The 19,877-nt window shown below is 71.9% G+C and carries 16 protein-coding genes; 4 read left to right on the top strand and 12 right to left on the bottom strand.

Features of this window, described 5'->3' with window-relative positions; genetic code table 11:
• Positions 1-48: 48 nt before the first annotated feature.
• The 4 genes from ABD352_RS15500 to ABD352_RS15485 are packed head-to-tail and all read left to right on the top strand — an operon-like array spanning position 49 to position 3,953.
• The gene (locus ABD352_RS15500; protein WP_344613053.1) at positions 49-1,206 is read left to right on the top strand and encodes a cupin domain-containing protein; all 1,158 of its coding nucleotides are present in this window, start codon (positions 49-51) and stop codon (positions 1,204-1,206) included.
• A complete protein-coding gene (locus tag ABD352_RS15495) occupies positions 1,203-2,033 on the top strand; it encodes a fumarylacetoacetate hydrolase family protein (protein ID WP_344613052.1) in 831 nt (276 codons plus the stop codon). The genes ABD352_RS15500 and ABD352_RS15495 overlap by 4 nt, the downstream gene beginning before the upstream one ends.
• Positions 2,033-2,656 (top strand): maleylpyruvate isomerase N-terminal domain-containing protein, encoded by a 624-nt coding sequence (locus tag ABD352_RS15490; RefSeq protein ID WP_344613051.1) that lies wholly within the window; start codon positions 2,033-2,035, stop codon positions 2,654-2,656. The genes ABD352_RS15495 and ABD352_RS15490 overlap by 1 nt, the downstream gene beginning before the upstream one ends.
• Before the next feature lie 13 nt (positions 2,657-2,669).
• Positions 2,670-3,953: an FAD-dependent oxidoreductase gene (locus ABD352_RS15485; protein ID WP_344613050.1), complete on the top strand. Its 1,284-nt coding sequence runs from the start codon at positions 2,670-2,672 to the stop codon at positions 3,951-3,953.
• Here ABD352_RS15485 and ABD352_RS15480 read toward each other — a convergent pair.
• The 12 genes from ABD352_RS15480 to ABD352_RS15425 all read right to left on the bottom strand — a co-directional run bounded on the left by ABD352_RS15480 (position 3,950) and on the right by ABD352_RS15425 (position 19,787).
• A complete protein-coding gene (locus tag ABD352_RS15480) occupies positions 3,950-4,180 on the bottom strand; it encodes a hypothetical protein (protein WP_344613049.1) in 231 nt (76 codons plus the stop codon). The two genes, ABD352_RS15485 and ABD352_RS15480, sit on opposite strands and share 4 nt — an antisense overlap.
• On the bottom strand, positions 4,177-4,584 hold the full coding sequence (locus tag ABD352_RS15475) for a hypothetical protein (RefSeq protein WP_344613048.1): 408 nt from the start codon (positions 4,582-4,584) through the stop codon (positions 4,177-4,179). The genes ABD352_RS15480 and ABD352_RS15475 overlap by 4 nt, the downstream gene beginning before the upstream one ends.
• A gap of 65 nt (positions 4,585-4,649) precedes the next feature.
• Positions 4,650-6,482 (bottom strand): hypothetical protein, encoded by a 1,833-nt coding sequence (locus tag ABD352_RS15470; RefSeq protein ID WP_344613047.1) that lies wholly within the window; start codon positions 6,480-6,482, stop codon positions 4,650-4,652.
• Positions 6,479-7,828 carry a lipopolysaccharide biosynthesis protein gene (locus ABD352_RS15465; RefSeq protein WP_344613046.1) on the bottom strand — a complete coding sequence of 450 codons (1,350 nt, stop codon included), beginning with the start codon at positions 7,826-7,828 and terminating at the stop codon, positions 6,479-6,481. Before ABD352_RS15465 ends, ABD352_RS15470 begins: the two co-directional genes overlap by 4 nt.
• A complete protein-coding gene (locus tag ABD352_RS15460; RefSeq protein ID WP_344613045.1) occupies positions 7,825-8,688 on the bottom strand; it encodes a polysaccharide deacetylase family protein in 864 nt (287 codons plus the stop codon). The genes ABD352_RS15465 and ABD352_RS15460 overlap by 4 nt, the downstream gene beginning before the upstream one ends.
• Entirely contained in the window at positions 8,685-11,045 is a 2,361-nt protein-coding gene (locus ABD352_RS15455) for a glycosyltransferase (RefSeq protein ID WP_344613044.1), read from the bottom strand. Before ABD352_RS15455 ends, ABD352_RS15460 begins: the two co-directional genes overlap by 4 nt.
• A complete protein-coding gene (locus ABD352_RS15450) occupies positions 11,011-12,054 on the bottom strand; it encodes a phosphotransferase family protein (RefSeq protein ID WP_344613043.1) in 1,044 nt (347 codons plus the stop codon). Before ABD352_RS15450 ends, ABD352_RS15455 begins: the two co-directional genes overlap by 35 nt.
• Complete coding sequence (locus ABD352_RS15445; protein ID WP_344613042.1) at positions 12,051-13,352, bottom strand: nucleotidyltransferase family protein; 1,302 nt, start codon at positions 13,350-13,352, stop codon at positions 12,051-12,053. Before ABD352_RS15445 ends, ABD352_RS15450 begins: the two co-directional genes overlap by 4 nt.
• Positions 13,349-14,869 carry a GH39 family glycosyl hydrolase gene (locus ABD352_RS15440; RefSeq protein ID WP_344613041.1) on the bottom strand — a complete coding sequence of 507 codons (1,521 nt, stop codon included), beginning with the start codon at positions 14,867-14,869 and terminating at the stop codon, positions 13,349-13,351. Before ABD352_RS15440 ends, ABD352_RS15445 begins: the two co-directional genes overlap by 4 nt.
• Positions 14,870-14,874: 5 nt before the next feature.
• On the bottom strand, positions 14,875-15,918 hold the full coding sequence (locus ABD352_RS15435) for a GNAT family N-acetyltransferase (RefSeq protein ID WP_344613040.1): 1,044 nt from the start codon (positions 15,916-15,918) through the stop codon (positions 14,875-14,877).
• Between the two features lie 115 nt (positions 15,919-16,033).
• Positions 16,034-16,954 carry a glycosyltransferase family 2 protein gene (locus ABD352_RS15430; protein ID WP_344613039.1) on the bottom strand — a complete coding sequence of 307 codons (921 nt, stop codon included), beginning with the start codon at positions 16,952-16,954 and terminating at the stop codon, positions 16,034-16,036.
• A 595-nt stretch (positions 16,955-17,549) separates the two neighbouring features.
• Entirely contained in the window at positions 17,550-19,787 is a 2,238-nt protein-coding gene (locus ABD352_RS15425) for a hypothetical protein (RefSeq protein WP_344613038.1), read from the bottom strand.
• Positions 19,788-19,877 lie beyond the last annotated feature (90 nt).

The raw sequence follows: 19,877 nt of genomic DNA, 5'->3' as shown, positions 1-19,877 counted from the left end.
TCCAGAATCTTGCGTTCCGCCCACCCGACAAGCGTCATCGTAGGCGGCATGAGCACGACTGACACCCCCGTCCGCCTGAAGGCGGTCGCGGCGCCGAACCAGCCGGACGTGACGCCGGCGCTCGAAGCGCTGTACCGCGGCTTCGAGCAGGAGCTGCTGGTGCCGCTGTGGACGGAGATCGGCGACCTGATGCCGGCGCACCCGCGCTCGCGCGCCGTGCCGCACCTGTGGCGCTGGGCGAACCTGCTACGCCTGGCTGAGCGGGCCGGCGACATCGTCCCGGTCGGCCGCGGAGGTGAACGCCGTGCGATCGCCCTGGCGAACCCGGCGCTCGGCGGCCGGCCGTTCGCGACCCCGACGCTGTGGGCGGCGATCCAGTACCTGATGCCCGGCGAGGACGCTCCCGAGCACCGGCACACGCAGCACGCCTTCCGGTTCGTCGTCGAGGGCTCCGGCGTGTGGACCGTGGTCGGCGGCAGCGGCGAGACGGCCGTCGGCGACGCGGTCCCGATGCGCCGCGGCGACTTCCTGCCGCAGGCCGGCTGGAACTGGCACGCGCACCACAACGCGACCTCCGCGCCGATGGCCTGGATCGACGGCCTGGACATCCCGTTGCAGTACCTCACCGAGTCGCAGTTCTTCCAGTTCGGCCGCGAGCGGATCAGCGAGGCTGAGCGGATCACGCCGGAGCGCTCGCGCTCCGAGCGGCTGTGGGGCCACCCGGGCCTGCGTCCGCTCTCGGTGGGCGAGGTCGCCCCCGGATCGCCGCTGCTGGCCTACAAGTGGGAGCACACCGACGCCGCCCTCGACGACCAGCTGCTGCTGGAGCAGGAGGGGTACGGCGGAACCGTCGAACCCGGCCACGCGGCCGTGCGGTTCAGCAATCCCCACGACGGCACGGACGTGCTCCCGACGATCCGCGCGGAGTTCCACCGGATCGCCCGCGGCGCGCAGACCACACCGGTCCGCGAGACCGGGTCGTCGGTCTACCAGGTCTTCGACGGCTCCGGCACGGTGCACGTGGGCGAGCGGACCTGGTCGGTCACCCGGGGCGACCTGTTCGTGGTCCCGTCCTGGACGCCGTTCTCCGCCCGGTCCGAGGCCGGCACCACCGACTCCGATTCCGGCGCCCTCGACCTGTTCCGTTTCTCGGACGCGCCCGTCTTCGAGGCGCTCCACCTCGACCGTCAGGAGACTCTCCGATGAAGCTCGCCACCCTCCGCGTCAACGGCGGTACCCGTGCCGTCCGCCTCGACGGAGACGTCCTCGTCGACCTCGGCCACCCGGATCTCGGCGCCCTGTTCGCGCAGGACGACTGGGCCACGATCGCGGCCGCCGCGACCGGTGAGACCTGGCCGGCCGGCGGCGCCGACCTGGCTCCCGCGGTGCCCCGCCCGTCGAAGGTGATCTGCGTCGGGCACAACTACACCGGCCACATCAAGGAGATGGGTCGCGAACTGCCCGCGTACCCGACCCTGTTCACCAAGTTCGCCGACACCCTCATCGGGCCCGGCGACCCCATCGCGAAGCCCGCCGAGACCGACGCCCTCGACTGGGAGGTCGAACTCGTGGTCGTCGTCGGCCAGCCCGTGCGGCGTGCCACCGAGGCGCAGGCCGAGGCCGCCATCGCCGGCTTCACCGTCATGAACGACATCTCCGTGCGCGACTGGCAGTTCCGGACCATCGAGTGGACCCAGGGCAAGATCTGGGACTCCTCCACCCCTGTCGGCCCGTACGTCGTGACGCCCGACGAGGTCGGCGGCGTCCGCCCGGCGCTCGAGGTGAGGACGACTGTCAACGGCCAGGTCATGCAACAGGACAACACCGGCACGCTGCTCTTCGACCCGGTGCACCTGGTGCGGTACGTCTCCACCGTCGTCCGGCTCAACCCGGGCGACCTGATCGCGACCGGCACGCCCGCGGGCGTCGGCCACGCGCGCGACCCGAAGGTCTACCTCCTCGGCGGCGAGACCGTGGTGACCGAGATCGCCGGCATCGGCGCCTGCACCAACCAGGTCGTCAAGGAGTCCTGATGCCCCGCACGCACCCCGACGCGATGCAGTGGGTCGAGCACGGAACGCAGCTGCTCACCACGCAGGTCGCCGCGCTGGACGAGCAGGCGATGACCGAGCCCAGCGCCCTGCCCGGCTGGACCCGCAAGCACCTCGTGGCACACGTCGCCGCCAACGCCGGCGCGCTGGGCAACCTCGTGCGCTGGGCCAGGACCGGCGAGCGGACCCCGATGTACTCCTCGGCGGGCCAGCGAAACGCCGGCATCGACTCCGGCGCGAAGCTCTCCGCGGCTCAGCTGGCGACCTGGATGCACCGATCCGCGCGCAACCTCGCGGCCGCGATGGACGCCCTCACCGCCGACCAGTGGCGCGCCGAGGTCGTCACCGCGCAAGGCCGCACCGTCCCCGCCACGCAGATCCCGTGGCTGCGCGCCCGCGAGGTCTGCGTGCACGCCGTCGATCTCGGCACGGGACTGACCTTCGCCGGCCTGCCCGACGGGTTCCTCTCCGCGCTCGCGGCGGACATCCAGGCCAAGCGCGGTCTCGCCGGCGTTCCCGACGGACCGCTGCCCGAGGTGGTCGCGTACCTGGCCGGCCGCCCCCACTCCCTCGCCGGGGCCGCGGACCTCGGCCCCTGGCTCTGAGAAGGCGAACACCATGAGCACCCCTGACGTTGTCATCGTCGGTGGCGGAATCGGCGGGCTGAGCACCGCCCTCGCGCTGTCCCGCATCGGCCTGAAGGTACGGGTCCTCGAACAGGCGAAGGAATTCGGCGAGGTCGGCGCCGGCATCCAGCTCGCACCGAACTGCACGCGGATCCTCGACGACTACGGGCTGCTCGAGGAGGCGAAGGCCCGCGGCGTCGTACCCGACAGCATGGTGATGCGCGACGCGATCGACGGCAGCGACCTGACCTCACTCGACCTGCGCGACCTCGAGCGCAAGTACGGCTTCCCGTACCTGGTCATCCACCGCAGCGACCTGCACGGGCTGTTCCTCGAGGCCTGCCGCGACGCCGGCGTGGAACTGCGCACCGAGCAGCGGGTCACGGCGTACGCGCAGGACGCCGGCAGGGCCACCGCGACGACCGAGGCCGGCACCGTCCACGAGGCGGCCGTGGTGCTCGCCGCCGACGGCCTGCACTCCGTCGCCCGGAAGCTGTTCGTCGACGACCAGCCGGTCAGCTCGGCCTACGTCGCCTACCGCGGCACCGTGCCGGTCGTGCAGGCGGGCCGCCCGGTCGACCTCTCCGAGGTCGTCGTGTACGTCGGCCCCCGCTGCCACTTCGTCCACTATGGACTGCGCGGTGGCGGCCTGCTCAACCAGGTCGCCGTCTTCGAGTCCCCCAAGGCACTCGCCGGGCTCGAGGACTGGGGAACACCCGACGAGCTCGACACCGCCTTCGCCGGGACCTGCGACGCCGTTCAGCAGGGACTGCCGCACATGTGGCGCGACAAGTGGTGGCGGATGTACGACCGCGACCCGATCACCACCTGGGTCGACGGCCGGATCGCCCTCCTGGGCGACGCCGCCCACCCGCCGCTGCAATACATGGCACAGGGCGCGATCATGGCGATCGAGGACGGCTGGGTACTCGCCGAGCACATCAAGCGCCTCCGGCGCGGCGACGGCGCCGTCGACTGGGCGGGCGCGCTCGCCGCCTACGAGGCGGTCCGGCCGGAGCACTGCCGGCGCGTGGTACTGACGGCTCGCGCGTGGGGCGAACTGTGGCACCTCGACGGCGTCGAGCGCGAGCAGCGCAACATCCTGCTCCGCGCGCGGGAGGCCGGCGACTACGCCTTCACGGACTGGATCTACGGCCCGGCCGCGCTCTTCCCCGAGGACGAGCCGGCGATGTTCGAGCCGATCCCGCTGCAATCGGCGGACCGGTTGGCGCAACGCCTTCGCCGAGCGAATGCCGAGGACGAGGACCAGGGCTAGCCGCTCAGACCGCGGAACCGTTGCAGTACCACGACGAGGAAGACGACGAGCAGCGGCGCGATCACCATGTTCAGCACGCGGAGGGCCTTGCGGTTCGGTGACCGTACGGCACCCTGCAGGACGACCTTGGCGACGAGCGTCCCGAGCAGCACGGTGAGGAGGAGGGCCTGGACCCACACCCACGGGCCCTCGCCGGTCCACACCGACCTGAGAAGCAGCGGGCTCATGAGGAGCTCACCCGCCCGTGTCGCGCGGTGCGCCAGTTGCGGACCAGTTCGGTCAGCGCCGCGAGCGATGCAATGGCCACGAGGGCGCAGAGCCCGAGCGTCGGTGACCAGCGCCGCAGCTCAACCATCGCCTGGGCGACCAGGACGCCGAGCGCCAGGCTGAGCGCGACCCCGAGGATGAACCGCGTGAGGCGGTCCGGCAGCCGGATCAGCCGCACGCACGCCAGCCCAGGGACGATTGCGAGGTAGGTGAGCACGGCGACGGCCCGTACGGTGGCCGGGCCGCTCAGCAGGACGAGGGCGAGGACCCCGGCGCCGGCGAGCAGCGTCAGCAGCGGCGGCCAGACGGTGGGCGGCCGGGAGCCGTCCTGCCCTCGCGGCGTCGCCGGCCGACGCAGGCGCATTCCGGTCGCCTGGCGGGGGCTGGGAACGCGTTTCCGGTTGGCCATTCTCGGCTCGGTGGTGTTCGTCATCGGCTTGCGCCCGCCGTGGCGGCGAGGACGTAGATCCTCGCTTCGGGGGTGGCGTAGACCGGCCGGAACCGGCCGGAGCCGACGACCTCGCGTTCGACGCTCTCGCCCCAGCCCGCCGGCTTGCCGAGGAACGACTCGGCGAAGACGAACTGCCCCTTCGTGATGAGCAGGTACGCGCCCTGCGGGTTGCTGCGCATGTCGTGTTCGATCTCGGGTACTGCGGTCGGCCCGAGATCGTCGCCGAGCGGCAGATAGTGGTACTGTTCGATGCCCTGCGCCCGCCAGGGCACGTTCGACGTCAGCGAGACGAACGACGCACCCGCCGGCGCATTCGCGTAGAGCCAGGCCACCGCCTGGGCATCGCCGGGGCGGACCTGCTCGAAGGCCTCGTTGCCGTACCGCGCGACGAAGAACGCGCCGACGAGCACGGCGCTGAGCACACCGGTCAGGGCGGCGGTGAGGACGCGCCGCCGCGCCGGCCAGGCAGCCGCCGGCAGCGCGGCGACGAGGATCACCATGAACGGCAGGGCGAGGGTGTAGACCCGCAGGAAGATCTCGCCGCCGTAGCTCTGCAGGGCCAGCAGGAGGAAGGGGGCGACCGCGAGTGAGAGCAGCGCCAAGTCGCCCTGCCTGCGGCGCATCCGCAGCCACGTTCCGGCGGCCGCCAGGCCCCAGACGGCCGCGGCGAGACCGATCCGCGACAGCACCACGACCTGGTGCGCGAGATCGCCCCGGACGCGCTGCACCGCTGCGCTGCTGACGGTACCGCCGACGTCGCCGACGGAACCGAACATGTCGTGCAGGTGCCCCGACCAGTACGGCACCGTGCCGTAGCTGATGTAGGCGGTGACCACGACGGCCAGCAGGATCGGCAGCGTGCGCATCGTGCAGCAGCCGGCCAGCACCAGCGCGCTGGCGGAGATCACGATTGCGATCGGGGTGAGCTGGTGACTGACGGTGCTGGCGGTGAAGACCACGAGCACCACCGCGATCAGGCCCGTCAGCGACACCGGGTCCGCCGGATGCGGGTCCGGGGCAAGCCGCAGCGGGCTCGGCGGGAGCCGGAGCGCGTGCAGGAGCCGGCCGGTGACCCGTCCGGGTGACCTGTGCCGGGTAACCGGACGCCGGCGGAACCACGCCACCAGGACCAGCATCAGCACCAGGTAGAACAGGTAGTTCATCGCCTGCGGCCCGAAGTAGTCCTGCCCAACCCAGTTCGCCGGCACGAACAGCCAGACGGCCAGCCACGCGGTACGCGCACCCGACGACAGCTCCCGGGCCAGCCGGAAGACGGTCGCGCCGTACAGCAGGTTGAGGACGACGGCCGTCCAGGCGAGCAGTGGCATGGCGTCCGGCATCCCCGCCGCGCGGGTCGCCATCGCCGCCAGGGCGAAGAACCCGGGCCAGTTGAATCGGGCGTCGAGCTGCGGCAGCGTGTGTCCGGTACGCGCGATGTAGTCGGCGAAGCCGACATGCAGCCAGCTCGGGATCATTCGCGGCAACGGCTCGACGACCGCCGCCGCACCGTGCAGCAGGACGACGAGGACGACGACGTGCGCGGCGAGCAGCCGGCCCGCAACGGGTCGGGTGCGGAACACGCCGCTGACGAAACTGACGGTGAGCAGCGCCAGCGCGACGTACAGCTCGGGACGCAGCGCTGTGACGAGCCCGAGGGATCCGATGTCAGCGGCATCCGAGCGCCGCAGGGACCACACTCCGAGCCCGAGCGCGATCATGGGCGCGCACCACCCGGCGGCGACCCACAAGCCTTCGCGTACGCGGCGCTGCGGCGCGGTCGCCGTGGCCAGCACGGCTCCCTCGCTGCTCACGGCTTGCCCCTCGCCAGTCGCAGCAGCGCCGGCAGGACCGCTCCCGCGACGATCAGCTGGGCGGCCAGGTAGGCGACGCCGACCCCGGTCACCCCGAGCTCGTCCATGGTGACCAGGGTCAGCGACAGCACCAGCGTGCTCGACACGGCGTTGACCAGGATGATCCGGCCGACCCGCCGCTGCACCCGGGATGCGGCGACGAAGACGATCATCACCAGCTTGGGCAGCACCGCGACGGCGAAGAGCCGCAGGGTGTTCGCGCCGGCTCCGGCGTAGTGCGCACCGAACAGGGCCAGCAGCAGTGGCGCCGACACGCAGAGCAGGACGACCGCCGGCGTGAACAGGAGCAGCGCCCGGCGCAGCATCTGCCGTGTGTACGCCGCGAGACGGGACTCGTCGGCGGCGGCCTCCACGGTGAGCGAGGTGCCGAAGTGGTACGCCACGAGCTCCGCCGAGCTGCCGAGCAGCCACGCCACGTAGAACACGCCGTTGGCCTCCGCGCCCAGCTTGGCGGTCACGATCAGCGGCAGTGCGTTCGTGCCGGCCTGCATGAACAGGTACCCCACGTAGTCCAGCGCGACGAACCGGGCCAGGGCCCGGCGGCCGGGCAGGGCACCCGGGTCGCCCCGCGCGTGCAGCCGGGGCAGCAGCCTGCGGAACACCAGCAGGTTGACCGGGATGAGCGCGGCCACGACCGCGAGATTCCAGGAGACGAAGACTCCGAGGCTCGGTGCCGCACCGGCCAGCAGTACCAACAACGCGATCTTGAGGACGCCGAAGAGGGCGTTCTCGGCCGGGACCCAGACGGCTCCCCGCAGCGCGGTGAGCACGCTGTCCTGCAGCGTGAACACGCCCCAGCCGGCGACGGCCAGCGCAAAGCACAGGGCGAGCAGCGGGGCGCGTCGCAGGAAGCCGAACTGGCCGGCGACGACCGGGGCGATCGTCAGGAAGGCGCCGCTGATGGCGAGGGCCACCAGGCAGCTGGTGCCGTAGGCGTAGCCGACCAGCCGGGTCCCCTGCCGGCCCGCGGCCGGCAGGAAACGGGCGAGCGTCCCGTTCAGGTTGAGCTGGGACAGGTTGCTCAGGAAGGTCATCGTCGAGACCATGGCGGCGCCGATCCCCAGCTGCGCCGCGGAGTACAGCCTCGCCGCGAGCGCCCAGTAGGCGACGCCCAGCACCGAGCTGAGGACCGTGTTGGCCATCAGGGCGTAGACGTTACTGTTCAGCGGATTGCGCAGGTGGCGGCGCAGGCGCGCGGCGACCGGTGTCGCAACGGCGACGGAGTCGAGGGCGGTCGCGCCGTCCGTGATCGCCGGATCGGCGACTCCGGAATGTGGCCCTGTCATGACGCCAGCTCCCGTCCGCGGTCAGGCGGCTCGCTCCGGTCCGGCATGCGCGGTCGGCGGGCGGCGGGCCGCGCCGCGTGCACGACACGGCGGACCTGCCGGTACGCCCGCCAGCCCCGCGTCCGCAGGTGCTCGCCGCGCCAAGCCGGCGGCCAGCCACGCCCGTCGAGCAGCGCTTCGAGTGCCTCGGTTCCGGTGTCGCGCTCGATCAGGATCCGGGCGATGGCGAAGACCTCGTCCTCCTCGTGGCTCAGCGCGTTCTTCACGGCACAGGCGGAGGAGTAGCCGGCTGCCTGTACCGCGCGGCACACCGCCGGGCTGTGGTAGCCGTACGGGTAGGCGAACGACGACACGGGTGCCCGCAGCCCGTCCTCGAGCTCCCGCCTGCTGCGCGCGACCTCCGAATCCAGCTCCCGGCGGCGCAGGCAGTCCAAAGCCTGGTGCGTGCGGCTGTGTGACCCGATCTCCACCCCGTGCGCGCGCAGCTCTGCCAATCCGTCCCAGTCCAGCGCGGGATCGCTGCCGGCCGGCCGGGTCACGCCCAGCCGGGACGTGATGACGTATGCGGTCGCCGTGAGGTCGTACCGGCGCAGCACCGGCAGCGCGGTCTCGGCGAGGTCGGGGAACCCGTCGTCGAAGGTGATCAGCACCGGCCGCGGCGGCAGCGGTGCCACTCCACGCAGCACGGCGGCGTACCGGCTGACCGTCAACGGGGTGCTCCCCCGCCCCCTGATCAGCGCCATCTGCTCGTCGAAGTCGCCGGGGGACACCGACCATCGCAGCGTCCCGTCACGGCGCTCGTCGCTGATGCTGTGGTACCCGAGCACGGGCACGACGGTCCTGGGTCGCGCGGCGCTCATCGACGGCCCCGTCGCGAGCGGGCCGACCACGCGGCGGCGGCGTAGTAGGCCGGGCCCAGCGCCAGCCCGCACAGCTCCAGAGCGGTGAACGAGGCCGGATAGCCGTCCTGCTTCCGCGCGTTCTTCCCGGACCGCGGCAGCAGGGCGTACGCGACGCCACGCGGCAGCCGTCTCAGCAGGTCCACGCGGGCCGAGGCGTCGGTGGCGACGCACTTCGCGAGCACCGCGCTGAGGCCGGTCCCGTACTGGTACACGGTGCGCCGCAACGCCCGCACCTCACGCCGATGCGTGTGCCACACGATCGCGCCCGGTTCGTACACCAGCGAGTGGCCGGCCAGCACCAGGCGCAGCAGCACGTCGATGTCCTCGCCGCTGGGCAGCCGCGGGTCGAAGCCGCCCAACCGGCGCAGCTGCGCGGCACGGAATGCCATGTTCGCCCCGGAGCCGTACGAACCCGGCAGGTATGGGTAGAGCGAGCGGGGCGACGCGGGGACCCGGTGCACGTGCTGCGCCTCGACCGTGGAGATTCCGGTCCGGTCGAACCGCCGGCGCCGGCAGCCCTTGCCGTAACCGCCGTACTGCTCGATCCAGATCTGGGCCGGCGCCTCGAGTTCCCGGGCAAGCACCTGTCCGGTGACCCCGGCGACGTCGGCGTCGGTGAAGCCGTCGACGAGCGCCCGCAGCCACCGCCGGTCCACCATCACGTCGTCGTCCGCGAAGGCCACGATCTCGCCCCGGGCCTCGGCGAGCCCCCGGTTGCGTGCGTGGGTGACGCCGGGTCGCGGTTCGCACGTGCAGCGGATCCGGGGATCGGCAGCGGCCCGCCCCGCGACGATGCGTGCCGTGTCGGACCGCTGCGGGGCATTGTCGACGACGACAATCTCGTACCGGGGGTAGTCCAGCGCGGCGAGCGAGTCGAGTGCCGCCTCGAACAGCGGCGTCCGTCCGCACGTCGGCACGATCACGCTGACGAACGGGCTCGGCTCCTGCGGTGGCCGGCGGGGTGGGCACGGCACGCCACCGCCGACCGTTCCGGCCCCGCCGAACAGGCCCGGGTCCAGCCGGTCGAGCGGCGGCAGGCCGTCCTCCCGAAGGTGCTCGTCGACTTCTTCCCGGAGCCGTTCGCGGATCACCCCGGCCAGCGTCGGCGGGGTCAGGCCGCCGGGCGGCAGCGGGACGTCGAGCAGCCCCAGCGGTTGCCCGTGCAGCCGGACCAGGATCTGCGCTGCCGCGTACCGGGCCCCGTCCGGGCCGGTGTCGGGCACGGCGGGCAACCTCTCGGAGAGTTCGGCCGTGAGCACGCGTACCGGCGCCGGCCCCGGATCGCGCCGTTGCCGGGCGGGCTTGCCGGCGACGTGGGAGGCGCGCATCGCGTGACCGGTGACGTAGCCGGAGGCGGTCACGAGCAGCCCGGCGACGATCGCCCCGGCCCGCAGCAGCCCGGCGCCGTCGCCGTCGCGGATCTGGCGCAGCCCGCGGCGCACCCCGTCCGGCAGCGCCCGGCGGGTGTACGCGCGCTCCGCGGACAGCCCCGCGTCGCTGCCGACCAGGCGGGCGACCACCGCCTTGGACCGCCCTTCCGAGAAGCAACGCCGGCGGAAGTAGCGCCACGTTGCCCGGTCCGTGGTGACCCGGTGCCGGACCCGCGCCGACGGCTCGTACAGCACGACGCCGTCCGGTTGCTGGCGGCGGATACGGATGCACAGTTCCGTCTCCTCGCAGCCGACCGGCGTGCGTCCGATCCGTCCGAGCGCGGGATCGAAGCCGGCGGTCCGTTCGAGAACGGCCCGGCGGAACGACATGTTGCATCCGATGACGTTGCGCACCGCGGAGACCTCCGTCGGCTGCCCGGTGAAGCTGCACCCGACCACCCAGTCGAACTCGGGCGGCAGCCACCGCGGGCGCCGCTCCTCCCACGCCGGCAGGGCCCGCCCACCGACGGCCAGCACCTGCTCGTCGCGGTAGTGCGGCAGCAGCCGGGCCAGCCAGTCAGGCTCCGCCTCCGCGTCGTCGTCGAGGAAGGCGACGATCTCCCCGCGCGCCTCGGCCACGCCGGTGTTGCGGGCCGCCGAGAGGCCGCGCGGGCCGGCGTTCGGCACGACCGTCACGCCGGGGAAGGTGTGGCGGACCCGGTCCAGCAGCGCGGGGTTGTGGTCCACGACCACGACGACCTGCGTCGCCGGGGTCTCCTGCGCGAACACCGACCCGACCGCCCGTACGATCTGCGACCAGCGCCGTTCGGTGTAGACGCAGATGATGACGGTGACGCCCGGCGCCGGCCCGGGGTCGCCCAGCTGTTCCGGGTCGCGGCCGGCGGCCGGCTCAGACGCTGACGAGGACGCGCTCGACGTTGCCACGAAGCCACCGTGGATTGTCATGGTCACCTTCCGAGTCGATGAACAGCAGGGTGTGGCGTAGCCAGTAGAGGAGCAGCGCCGCGCGCTGCGGGATGGCGTCGAGCCAGGCGGCGACGTCGCGGGCCGAGACGTCGAGCGTCTCCTCGATGCCGCGGTGCAGGGCGCGGACGACGATGTCGCCGAGCTCGTCGCCGCCGGTCAGCCGCCGGGCCAGGACGTGCAGGTGCAGCAAGTCGTGCAGCGGGAGCTGGCCCGGCGTGGCGCAGTCCCAGTCGACGACCCCGGTCACCTGCCCGCCCGGCGGCGCGGCCAGCAGGTTGCCCGGCCAGAAGTCGCCGTGGATCCAGGACACCCGCACGGTCCGTCCGACAAGCACGGCGATCAGCTCCTCGTGCAGGCGCCCGACCGCGTCGACGACCCGGGGGCCCCGGGACAGGGTGAGCGCGAACTCCTCGAGCCGGCTCAGCGGTGCGTCCACCCACGCCCGAACGGTGGACCGGTCGAGCACGGTCTGTTCCCCGGTGCGGGCGTGCAGGTCGCTGATCAGCCCGGTGGCGGTGCGCAGGAGCATGTTTCGCCAGGCCCGCCGCACCATCAGCCCCATCGCGGAGACCCCCGGCAGCGCCTCCTCCACGCAGTAGTAGCGCCCCTCGATCGTCCCTTGAGCGAGACAGCGGGGCAGCACCGGACGCAGGTTGGGCAGCCGCGGATCCTGGCGGAGGGTCGCGAGCACCGTCGCCTGACGCCGCAGGCTGTCGGCGCCGGCGGCGGTCCACGGGACCTTGACCACGTACCGGTCGGGCGATCCGGAGCGCCCGACCGTGGCGACCGCGACGGAGGTGCTGGTGAAGCTGACGGTTTCGGTCCGCCAGCCGGTGTTGCGTATCGACGTCGCGCCGGCGACCAGTCGCGGTGCGACGGCGGCGGTCCAGCGCCGCTCCTCCCGGTGCAGCCACCGGGCGAGGTGGTCGCGCAGCACCGGCCGGGCCTTCTGCAGCGTGCCCCTCACCGTGCCGCCCGCCTCGCGTAGTACTGCCAGACGCGCGCGATCGCGTCGGCGAGCACCAGGTCCGGTGGCCGGTCCGCGTCCAGGGCTTCGAGGTGCGGGATCCGCCGGCGCAGGCGGTGGTACTGCTCCCGCTCGGCCTCCAGGTGCGCGGGGTCGTACTCGCCGGAGCGCAGGTACATGACGCGACCCGGCACGTCGAGCAGCAGGACCAGGTTCGGCGCCGGGCAGAGCCGGCTCAGCAGCACGAAGTACGGCCGTTTGAGCCACACCAGCGGCCCGCGCGGCGGCAGCAGCGCGTCGTAGACGTACCGGTCGAAGACCACGGCCCGTCCGAGCACCCGGTGGCGCAGTGCGGTCAGGTAGCGACGCCACACGGTGAAGGGGCGCAGCAGAATGCGCAGCCCGTGCGCGGCCACGCTGACCGGCGACTCGCTCGACGGCCACAGTCCCATGTAGACCCTCCGCACCGGAAAGTAGAACGCCGACTGGATGCCCGCGGCGAGCGTCGACTTTCCCGAACCGTCGGGGCCGAGCAGTGCGACGCTGAGCCCCCGCCTGCTCCAGGCCTGCAACGGCCGCTCCGCGAGCCGCAGCGCGGCCGAGGCGACGAGCCGGCCGGCCACCCCGATCGGGTGGTTTCGCCGCCAGGCGGCAAGCAGGGCGTGGCGCCGCGCCGCGAGGGCGTCCAGCCGTCCCGCCCGCCAGTCCTGCAGCAGGGTACGCGCGGCGGCCGACGGCATCGCGCCTGCCAGCGGGCTGTCGAGCGACGCCGCGTGGCCCAGGTCGGCCAGCCGGCGCACGTGGCGCGCCGTGAAGGCGCCCTTGTCGAGGACGCAGTGCAGCAGCAGCGCCCAGAACTCGTCCTCGGGCGCGAGCACCCACACACCGTCCTGCGCCCGGCGGCGGGCCAGGCACTCGTCGGCGGCCTCCGTACGCACCTGGAAATGCCGGCCGTAGGCGATCTCGGTCACGAGGTCGAGCTCGACCCAGGTGCTGGTGGGCGCGTCGAGACCGAGATAGAAGCGGTGGGTTCCCCGGCCGTGGCTGCGGAGCCGGATCAGCCCGTGCGCCTCGATGACGGCCACGGCCCGGGGAAGGTCGGCCGCCGCGACCAGGACGTCAAGGTCGTCCGCGGCGGTGAGCCCGTCGGGGCCGCCGCGCAGCAGGCACCACCGTACGCCCGCCTCGTCCATCCCGGCCAGCACCGTGCGGGCGAGCCCGAGTTCGGCTCCAGTGGGGTCCGGCCACCGATGCGGATGTCCCTGGACCGTCCGTTCGGTCGTGTCGTCGCTTGTCATCGCGTGGTCTCCGACGCTCGTGTGGTGGCGGCTGTGAGGACGAGGCACGGTTGCGCCGGTGTCACGGCCGGTGCGGGCTGGACGGCCAGGGCGAAGTCCGCCGGCCGGTCGGTGCGCAGGGGGATGTACCGCACGTCGTACGGTTCGAGCCACAGCGAACGCCCCTGCACCGTGACCTCGATCCGGCCGGCTCCGAGGTTGGCGAGCAGCAGCGCCGTCCGGCCGCGGACGAGTCCCAGCTCCGGCGTCGGCCACGTCACGGCGTTGTCCCCGGCCCGGTCCGCGAGCACCTGCTGCAGCCGCGCGACCGCCTCGGCATACGCGAGCGGAAGACCGCCGTCCGACCGGTCGGTCGCGCTCCACAGCGCTGGCGAGTCCGTCTCGCGTTTGTCGTCGTCGCGTTGCGGTTGCCAGATGAGTGCCGCGGCGGCCTTCTGATCGATCATGTGCAGCAGGGCGCCGACGGCCCGGGCGACCAGTTTCGCCTGGCCGTCCGCGGTGGCCTGGCCGACGTGGAACTCGCTCCACCACACCGGCAGCGAGGTGCGCTGCCGCAGCCATTGGGTCAGGACGCCGAACAGCGCGCTGCTCATGCTGGTCGCGGTGATCCGGCCCTCGTCGCGGGTCGCCGATCCGGCGTCGACCGCGATGAAGTCCGCGCCGTGCTTGTGCTGCAGCCAGTAGTCGATCACGTCGAGGCTGCGCTGGTCGATCGTGCCGCAGGCGCCGGACAGGCCGGACGGGTAACCGCCGGCCGCACGGTTCGCCCAGAGGTCGAACACGACGTACGGCCCGCCGACGGCGATGGTGGGGTCGACCGCCTTCAACGCGTCGTACACCGCGTTGTAGAGCTTCGTGTACGCCTCGTAGTCCCATCGGTTGCGGGTTTCGTCCCAGAAGCCCTTCAACTCGTTCCACACCTGGAAGTGCCGCACGTCCGGATACCGGCGGGCGACCGCCGCGGCGAGCGCGGCGAAGTCGGCGTAGTGCTGCGGCTCGGGCGCCACGTGCAACTGGTCCCAGTCGGTCTCCCCGGGCCGGCCACCCTTCATCCAGTCAGGGGCGCAGCAGAGCGTGATCACGGGGGTGCCGCCGGTCGACCTGATGAGCTGCATCCGGCGGTCGAGCGAGGACCAGTCGAACGTTCCCGGGCTCGGCTCGGGGTTCCCCGCCCCCCACCCGTCGATGTGCTGGTTCTGGTAGGTCGCCGTGGCGGTCAGCACGGCCCGCGCCGATGCGGAGGCCGCGGGGTTGCCCCAGTCGTCGATCGAGTTCTGGGTGTGCGTGACGCCCACGGCGAGGGTGCGTGGGTCGGGGCGGTGGATCTTCGGCGCGGACCAGTCGTAGCCGGCGGGGTCGGCGAGGTCCGGCTCGGCGGGCGGGTCCGAGGTGTGCTTCTGGCCGGGACTCCATCCGACGACCAGCAGCGCGGAGACCAACGAGAGCGTGATCAGCGTGACGATGACGCGACGGCGTCCGGCCCGCGGGTTCGGCAACCGCGACGATCTACGGAACACGGGGCCTACCCACGCCCTCTCATGCGCCGCAGCGTCGCACTGGCCACGCCACGCGCACGACGCGCCAGCGAGCCCATCGGCATTCGCTCGAGCCGGTAGCCGGCATAGTGTTGTTCAACGGCGCCGAAGCGGCTCTTGAAGAGTGCCAGCGACGAGCCGGGGGCGGAGTCGCCCAGGTGGTACGACACGCACCCACCCTCGGCCGCGTCCTCGATGGCGGTGCGGTGCAACAGGTAGGTGGCGTACGTGGGGCCGGCGAGCTCCTCGTCCATCGCGCCCCGCCACATACAGGCCACCGCCTGGCCGAGCAGTACGACGATCGCGGCGGCCGGTCGCCCGTCGACGAACGCCGCGTAGATCCGGCAGCGCGGGCCGAGGACCCGGGCGACCGTGCTCAGCTTGTGGGGCGGCTCCAGCCGTGCCGCCCGCCAGCGTGCCAGCGGGAGCGGTACGCCGTCCTGGTGTGCCCACCGGTCGACGGACTTGGCGTACAGCTCCTGCAGGACCGGGACGAGCCGGCCGGTGTCGTCCCGCTCGACCACGACGTTGGCGCGCTCGGCTCGCCGGACCCGGTTGCGGGTGTCACTGCGGAACCGGGTCCGCCAGACCTCGTCGAAGCCACCGGCGAGGGAGAGGGTCTGTGCCATGCGTGGCTCGCGCCGGACCCCGGGCGGGCAGCCCTGCTCCCAGGACTCCGCGGTGGAGGGGTCGGGACGCAACGAGGCGCTGACCATGCGCCTCGCGGCAAGGTCGCCGAGGACCATCTGTACGTCCTCGGGCCGGACGGTGCCGCCCTCGCCGAGCAGACCGCCCGCTCCCCACCCGATCGGCAGCGAGGATTCCATCGCGATCAACGGGCCGACGAGTGCGCGGCGCGCCAACGGGAGCACCAGCCGCCGGCCGTCCGTGGTCCGGTAGAGCCGCGAGGCGTTGGCGTACCCGTCGACCGCGCAGATGCACTCCAGCCACTCCGGCGACTGTGTCGGCAGCGCTCGCGGGGCGGAGGCGAGCACCTCCCGCCACGCGTCGACCGGTGCCGGGCTCGTCACGAGCGGCGCGCTCGTGCCGGCGGCTCGGCGCGACCGGGGCCGTAGGCCGAGACCCGCGCTCACGCCGCCGCCCGCAGCGCGCCCGTCGAGTCCGCGGATGGGCCCGCATGGCCGGTCACGGCCGGGCCTCCTCGGTGTCGAGCAGTTCGGTGGTCAGCGACTGCCAGGTGAGCAGGACCCGGTGGTCGATCGGGTCCACGATCGGCCGCGGTCGCCGCACGATCCGCTCCCGGATCAGCGTGCGGAGCACCCGCTGGCCGTCGCGGAACGTGCGCAGGTTCGAGGTGCCGCACCGCCTCGGCAGTTCCGTGCTCGGCACCTCGGCGATACGAAGACCCGCCTTCAAGGCGTGTACGACGAGTTCGGTTTCGATCTCGAAGCCGTGCGCCGTGAGGGCGAGCGACGGCAGGCACTCGCGACGGAACGAGCAGAACCCGTAGCACAGATCGGTGAAGCGGACGAGGAACATGCTGTTCGTCATCCGGACCAGCATCTGGTTGCCGATCCGCCGCAGCGCCGTCAGATCCAACGAGCCGCCGGCGGCCAGGAACCGGGAGCCCTTCACGAAGTCGTACCCGTTCATCAGCGGCGTGACGTACCGGTGGATCTCGCCGGGATCCATGCTGCCGTCCGCGTCGATCATCACGATCAGGTCGCCGGTCGCCGCGGCGAAGGCGACCCGCGCCGCGTCTCCCTTGCCCCGGCAGTTCTGGGCCAGCACCACGATGTCGGGCCGGGTGGCGCGCGCGACCTCCACCGTGCGGTCGGACGAGTGCCCGTCGACGAGGACGACTTCGTCCACGATGGACGGCATGCGCTTGAGCACCCAGGCGATGTTCTTCTCCTCGTTGAGCGTGGGAATGACCACGCTCACGCTCTGCCGACCGGGAATCCCGCTGATGGGTTCGGCCGCGATGTGTTCGGGCCAGCCCCGCATCCGGGGGAGGCTCAGCAATGACTCGCCGTCCCGTTCCGGCGCGGGCAACGCGCCGACGGCGGGGCCCACGACGTTGTGGATGTCGCTGGATCCGGTCATCGGTTCGTCCCGGCGACGCAGGCCGCCACATTGCTTTCCAGCCTGCCGTTGGTCCTTCGCGTCTCACCCTGATCGAAACGTGCCGTAGTCCTCATCAAACCCCTCCCCCGATGGGCTTCCGAAGCGAATGCATCGATACGCCGCGCCGATGCGGCCGGCTGCGCCCTAATCCGAACGTGACGTTAACAGCGCGTTAACGCCCGTAGTCGCAACATCCACGAACGTAGCCAGCCGATCAGACCCGACCGTCCGATGTGGACTCCAGCACGGCCGTGATGCCCAATGCCGCATGCCTGGCCACGGCGATCACCCCACCGTGCGCCTGGGCGAGAAGGCGGGTGAGAAGGCGGGCGGGCGAGAGTAGGACCCGCACAGCTGGGAAGCGCAGCCCGGAGGCCATGACGTCTGCTGCCGCAGCTTCAGGTGGGTCTCACCTTCAAGGAGCAGGGCGCCAGAAATCTCGGCCCGTAGCCCGTTTCACCCGAAGCGGTGCGGCACCACCCACGCGGCAGCACGCGCTTGCGGGTCCACAGTGGACACCGCCGGGTCAGAGCGCCCAGCGGCCTGGGAGGGCACCCGACCCTGTCCCCCACGATCACCCCAGCGGGATGTCCGCGTGCCAGTACCGCTGCGTCGTGTCGTTGCTGGCCATGACGACCAGGCCGGTTGCGCTGGTAACCGGCTGTTTGCTCGAGGTCACGTTGTTCAGGTGCGGCGACAGCGCATCTCTGATGACCGGCGTGCCGCGGCCCAGCGGGAAGGAGACGCTGCCCATCGGGGAGCTCTTCATGAAGATCGTCCCGTCGGATCCTGAGAACGGGCACCCGGTGTCCGGCGCAGTCATGAACACGTAGATGACCTGGTGCTCGGAGTCGAGCATGACGATCGGCCGGGTGTGGCAGTCGCTGATGCGCCCGATTGGGTAGCTCGCCCAGCCACCGGTCGAGGGGTCCCGCACCAGGAGCATGATCTGTGGCGCCGTCCCCGCGCCGCCGACGTCGTCCAAGCTGGTCTTGACCGCCGCGTAGACGCGTCCGGACTGGTCCGCCTTGAGGTTGATGTGGTCGTCAGCCCAACCGGGACCGCTGAGCACCGCGACGGCCGCCGACCACGTTCCCGCCGCCGCACCGTCGGCGTGGGTGGCGAAGTACATCGCCGAATCGACCTGGTTGCTCCACATCACGCCGATCTTGTGGTCGCCCGTGGCAACGATGGACGAGATGTCGTCGGGATCCAGCGACGTCGCGGCGGTGACCGGGAGCACGAACGGCGTGCCCCACGTCGTGTCGCTGCCCGTGGTGGAGTTCGCATAGACCTTCGAACCTTGGGTCCAGGTCGCCCACAGGACGCCGGTGGAGTCCTTGTCGATGGTCAGCGTTTCGCTGGAGTAGTTGTCGATCTGCACCGGGAATCCGGCGTCCAGGGTGTACGTGCTCGTCGCGGGCGCATAGCTGTAGCGGTAGAGCCGGGCCGGGTTGCCGGACGTGGCGTCGCTGGACGAACTGGCCGTCACGTGGGAGGCGACATAGAGGTGGGTACCGTCCCACAGGGTGTCGGAGCGCGACTTCACCCGGTTGTCGGTCTGCGTGCCGGTGTCGATCCAGGTCTGCGTCGACCGATCCAGCCGGAAGATGTGGTGGGTCTGGCTGGCCGTGGCGAAGAGCACCGCCCACCACACGCCGTCGTTCCACCACAGCTTGCTCTCCGGTTTCTCACCGGTCGCTGCCGCCCCCGGTGTCGCCGGCCCGGCATAGCCGATGCTGCCCGCGGCGCCGGTGGTGAAGGTGGCGTCGGAGCCGTTGGTGGTGCCTGCCGAGCTGGTCGCGACGAGCCTGTAGTGATAGGTCGTGGAGGCAGTCAGGCCGCTGAGATTCGCCGAGACCTGGGCTGCGGTGGTGCCGGACCCGGCCGAACCGTCCGGTGAGGGCGTCTGGGTCCCGTAGGACGTCGTGGTGCCGTACTCGAAGTGATAGGTGGTGCTCAACCCGTTGGGGTTGACGGTTCCGGCGATGGTCGCGGCAGTGCTGGCAACGCTCGTGGCGCTGCCGGTCGTCACCGTCGGCAGCTGCGGCTGCGCCTGACCGCTCGGCTTGATGTTCCCGGCAAAGCTCACCTGCACCGACGTACCGCCGGACTCCGTGCTCGAGTAGGTGATCGGGCTACCGGTGGCGATGACACCGTTGGAGTCATTGGTCTCGAGTGTGGCCTGGGCTGATGTGGCGGCTCTGGTGTCGGAGCGTTCGGTCAGCCCCGCGCCCGGCGTCCAGGTCTCGGAGGCACGGGAGGCAAAGGCCGCGAAGCCCCAACTCCCCGCCACTGTCGGCGTGAAGGCCGGGGCGGTGTGGACGGTGGTATTGGACCCGCCGGCTTCCACTTTGTAGCCGTATCGCTCGAAGGGGTAGACGCCATTCGCCGTGTTGATCGTGGTGTCGGCGCCGGAGTACGCCAGCACGGAGATCACCATGCCGGCCGGCGCGCTCGCAAATCCCCACGTGCCGGACTCCGCTCCCCCCACCGCGGCCTTCACCGCCACCACCAGGTGCGAGCCGGTCGTGACCGCGACGTCGAACAGTTCACCGGGGATCTTGGTCCAGCCGGTCGGCGCCGTGTTGGCGATATCAGACAACCCCGGAGTCTTGTACGACAACGACGCGACCAGCAGGTCACCGGCCACCGCCGCGCTGGGAGTACTGAACGTCTTGGAGACAACGCTGCCGGTGCTGTCGGTGGTGCTGACCGGCGTACCACGCTGGGCAACGTTCGCGGCATCGACTGCCGCAACCGTCGAGGCGGCGGCGTGCGTGACCGCCAAGCTCGCGACGTTGCTGACCACGACCACCACAACGGCCGCGGCGACACATCTCCACCCGAATCTGAGGGGACTCGACGTTCGGCGGGATGCCGTGCGCGTGTTCATGGCGCC

Origin of the sequence: Dactylosporangium salmoneum, from assembly GCF_039532525.1 — a bacterium.
In the GTDB taxonomy this organism is placed as follows: domain Bacteria; phylum Actinomycetota; class Actinomycetes; order Mycobacteriales; family Micromonosporaceae; genus Dactylosporangium; species Dactylosporangium salmoneum.
Note: the sequence above shows the minus strand (reverse complement) of the source record. Positions and strands in the feature narration are given on the sequence as shown.

Coding starts and splice junctions, on each gene's coding strand:
- ABD352_RS15500 (WP_344613053.1), top strand. CDS start 49: ATGAGCACGACTGACACCCCCGTCCGCCTGAAGGCGGTCGCGGCGCCG.
- ABD352_RS15495 (WP_344613052.1), top strand. CDS start 1,203: ATGAAGCTCGCCACCCTCCGCGTCAACGGCGGTACCCGTGCCGTCCGC.
- ABD352_RS15490 (WP_344613051.1), top strand. CDS start 2,033: ATGCCCCGCACGCACCCCGACGCGATGCAGTGGGTCGAGCACGGAACG.
- ABD352_RS15485 (WP_344613050.1), top strand. CDS start 2,670: ATGAGCACCCCTGACGTTGTCATCGTCGGTGGCGGAATCGGCGGGCTG.
- ABD352_RS15480 (WP_344613049.1), bottom strand. CDS start 4,180: ATGAGCCCGCTGCTTCTCAGGTCGGTGTGGACCGGCGAGGGCCCGTGG.
- ABD352_RS15475 (WP_344613048.1), bottom strand. CDS start 4,584: ATGCGCCTGCGTCGGCCGGCGACGCCGCGAGGGCAGGACGGCTCCCGG.
- ABD352_RS15465 (WP_344613046.1), bottom strand. CDS start 7,828: ATGACAGGGCCACATTCCGGAGTCGCCGATCCGGCGATCACGGACGGC.
- ABD352_RS15460 (WP_344613045.1), bottom strand. CDS start 8,688: ATGAGCGCCGCGCGACCCAGGACCGTCGTGCCCGTGCTCGGGTACCAC.
- ABD352_RS15445 (WP_344613042.1), bottom strand. CDS start 13,352: ATGACAAGCGACGACACGACCGAACGGACGGTCCAGGGACATCCGCAT.
- ABD352_RS15430 (WP_344613039.1), bottom strand. CDS start 16,954: ATGACCGGATCCAGCGACATCCACAACGTCGTGGGCCCCGCCGTCGGC.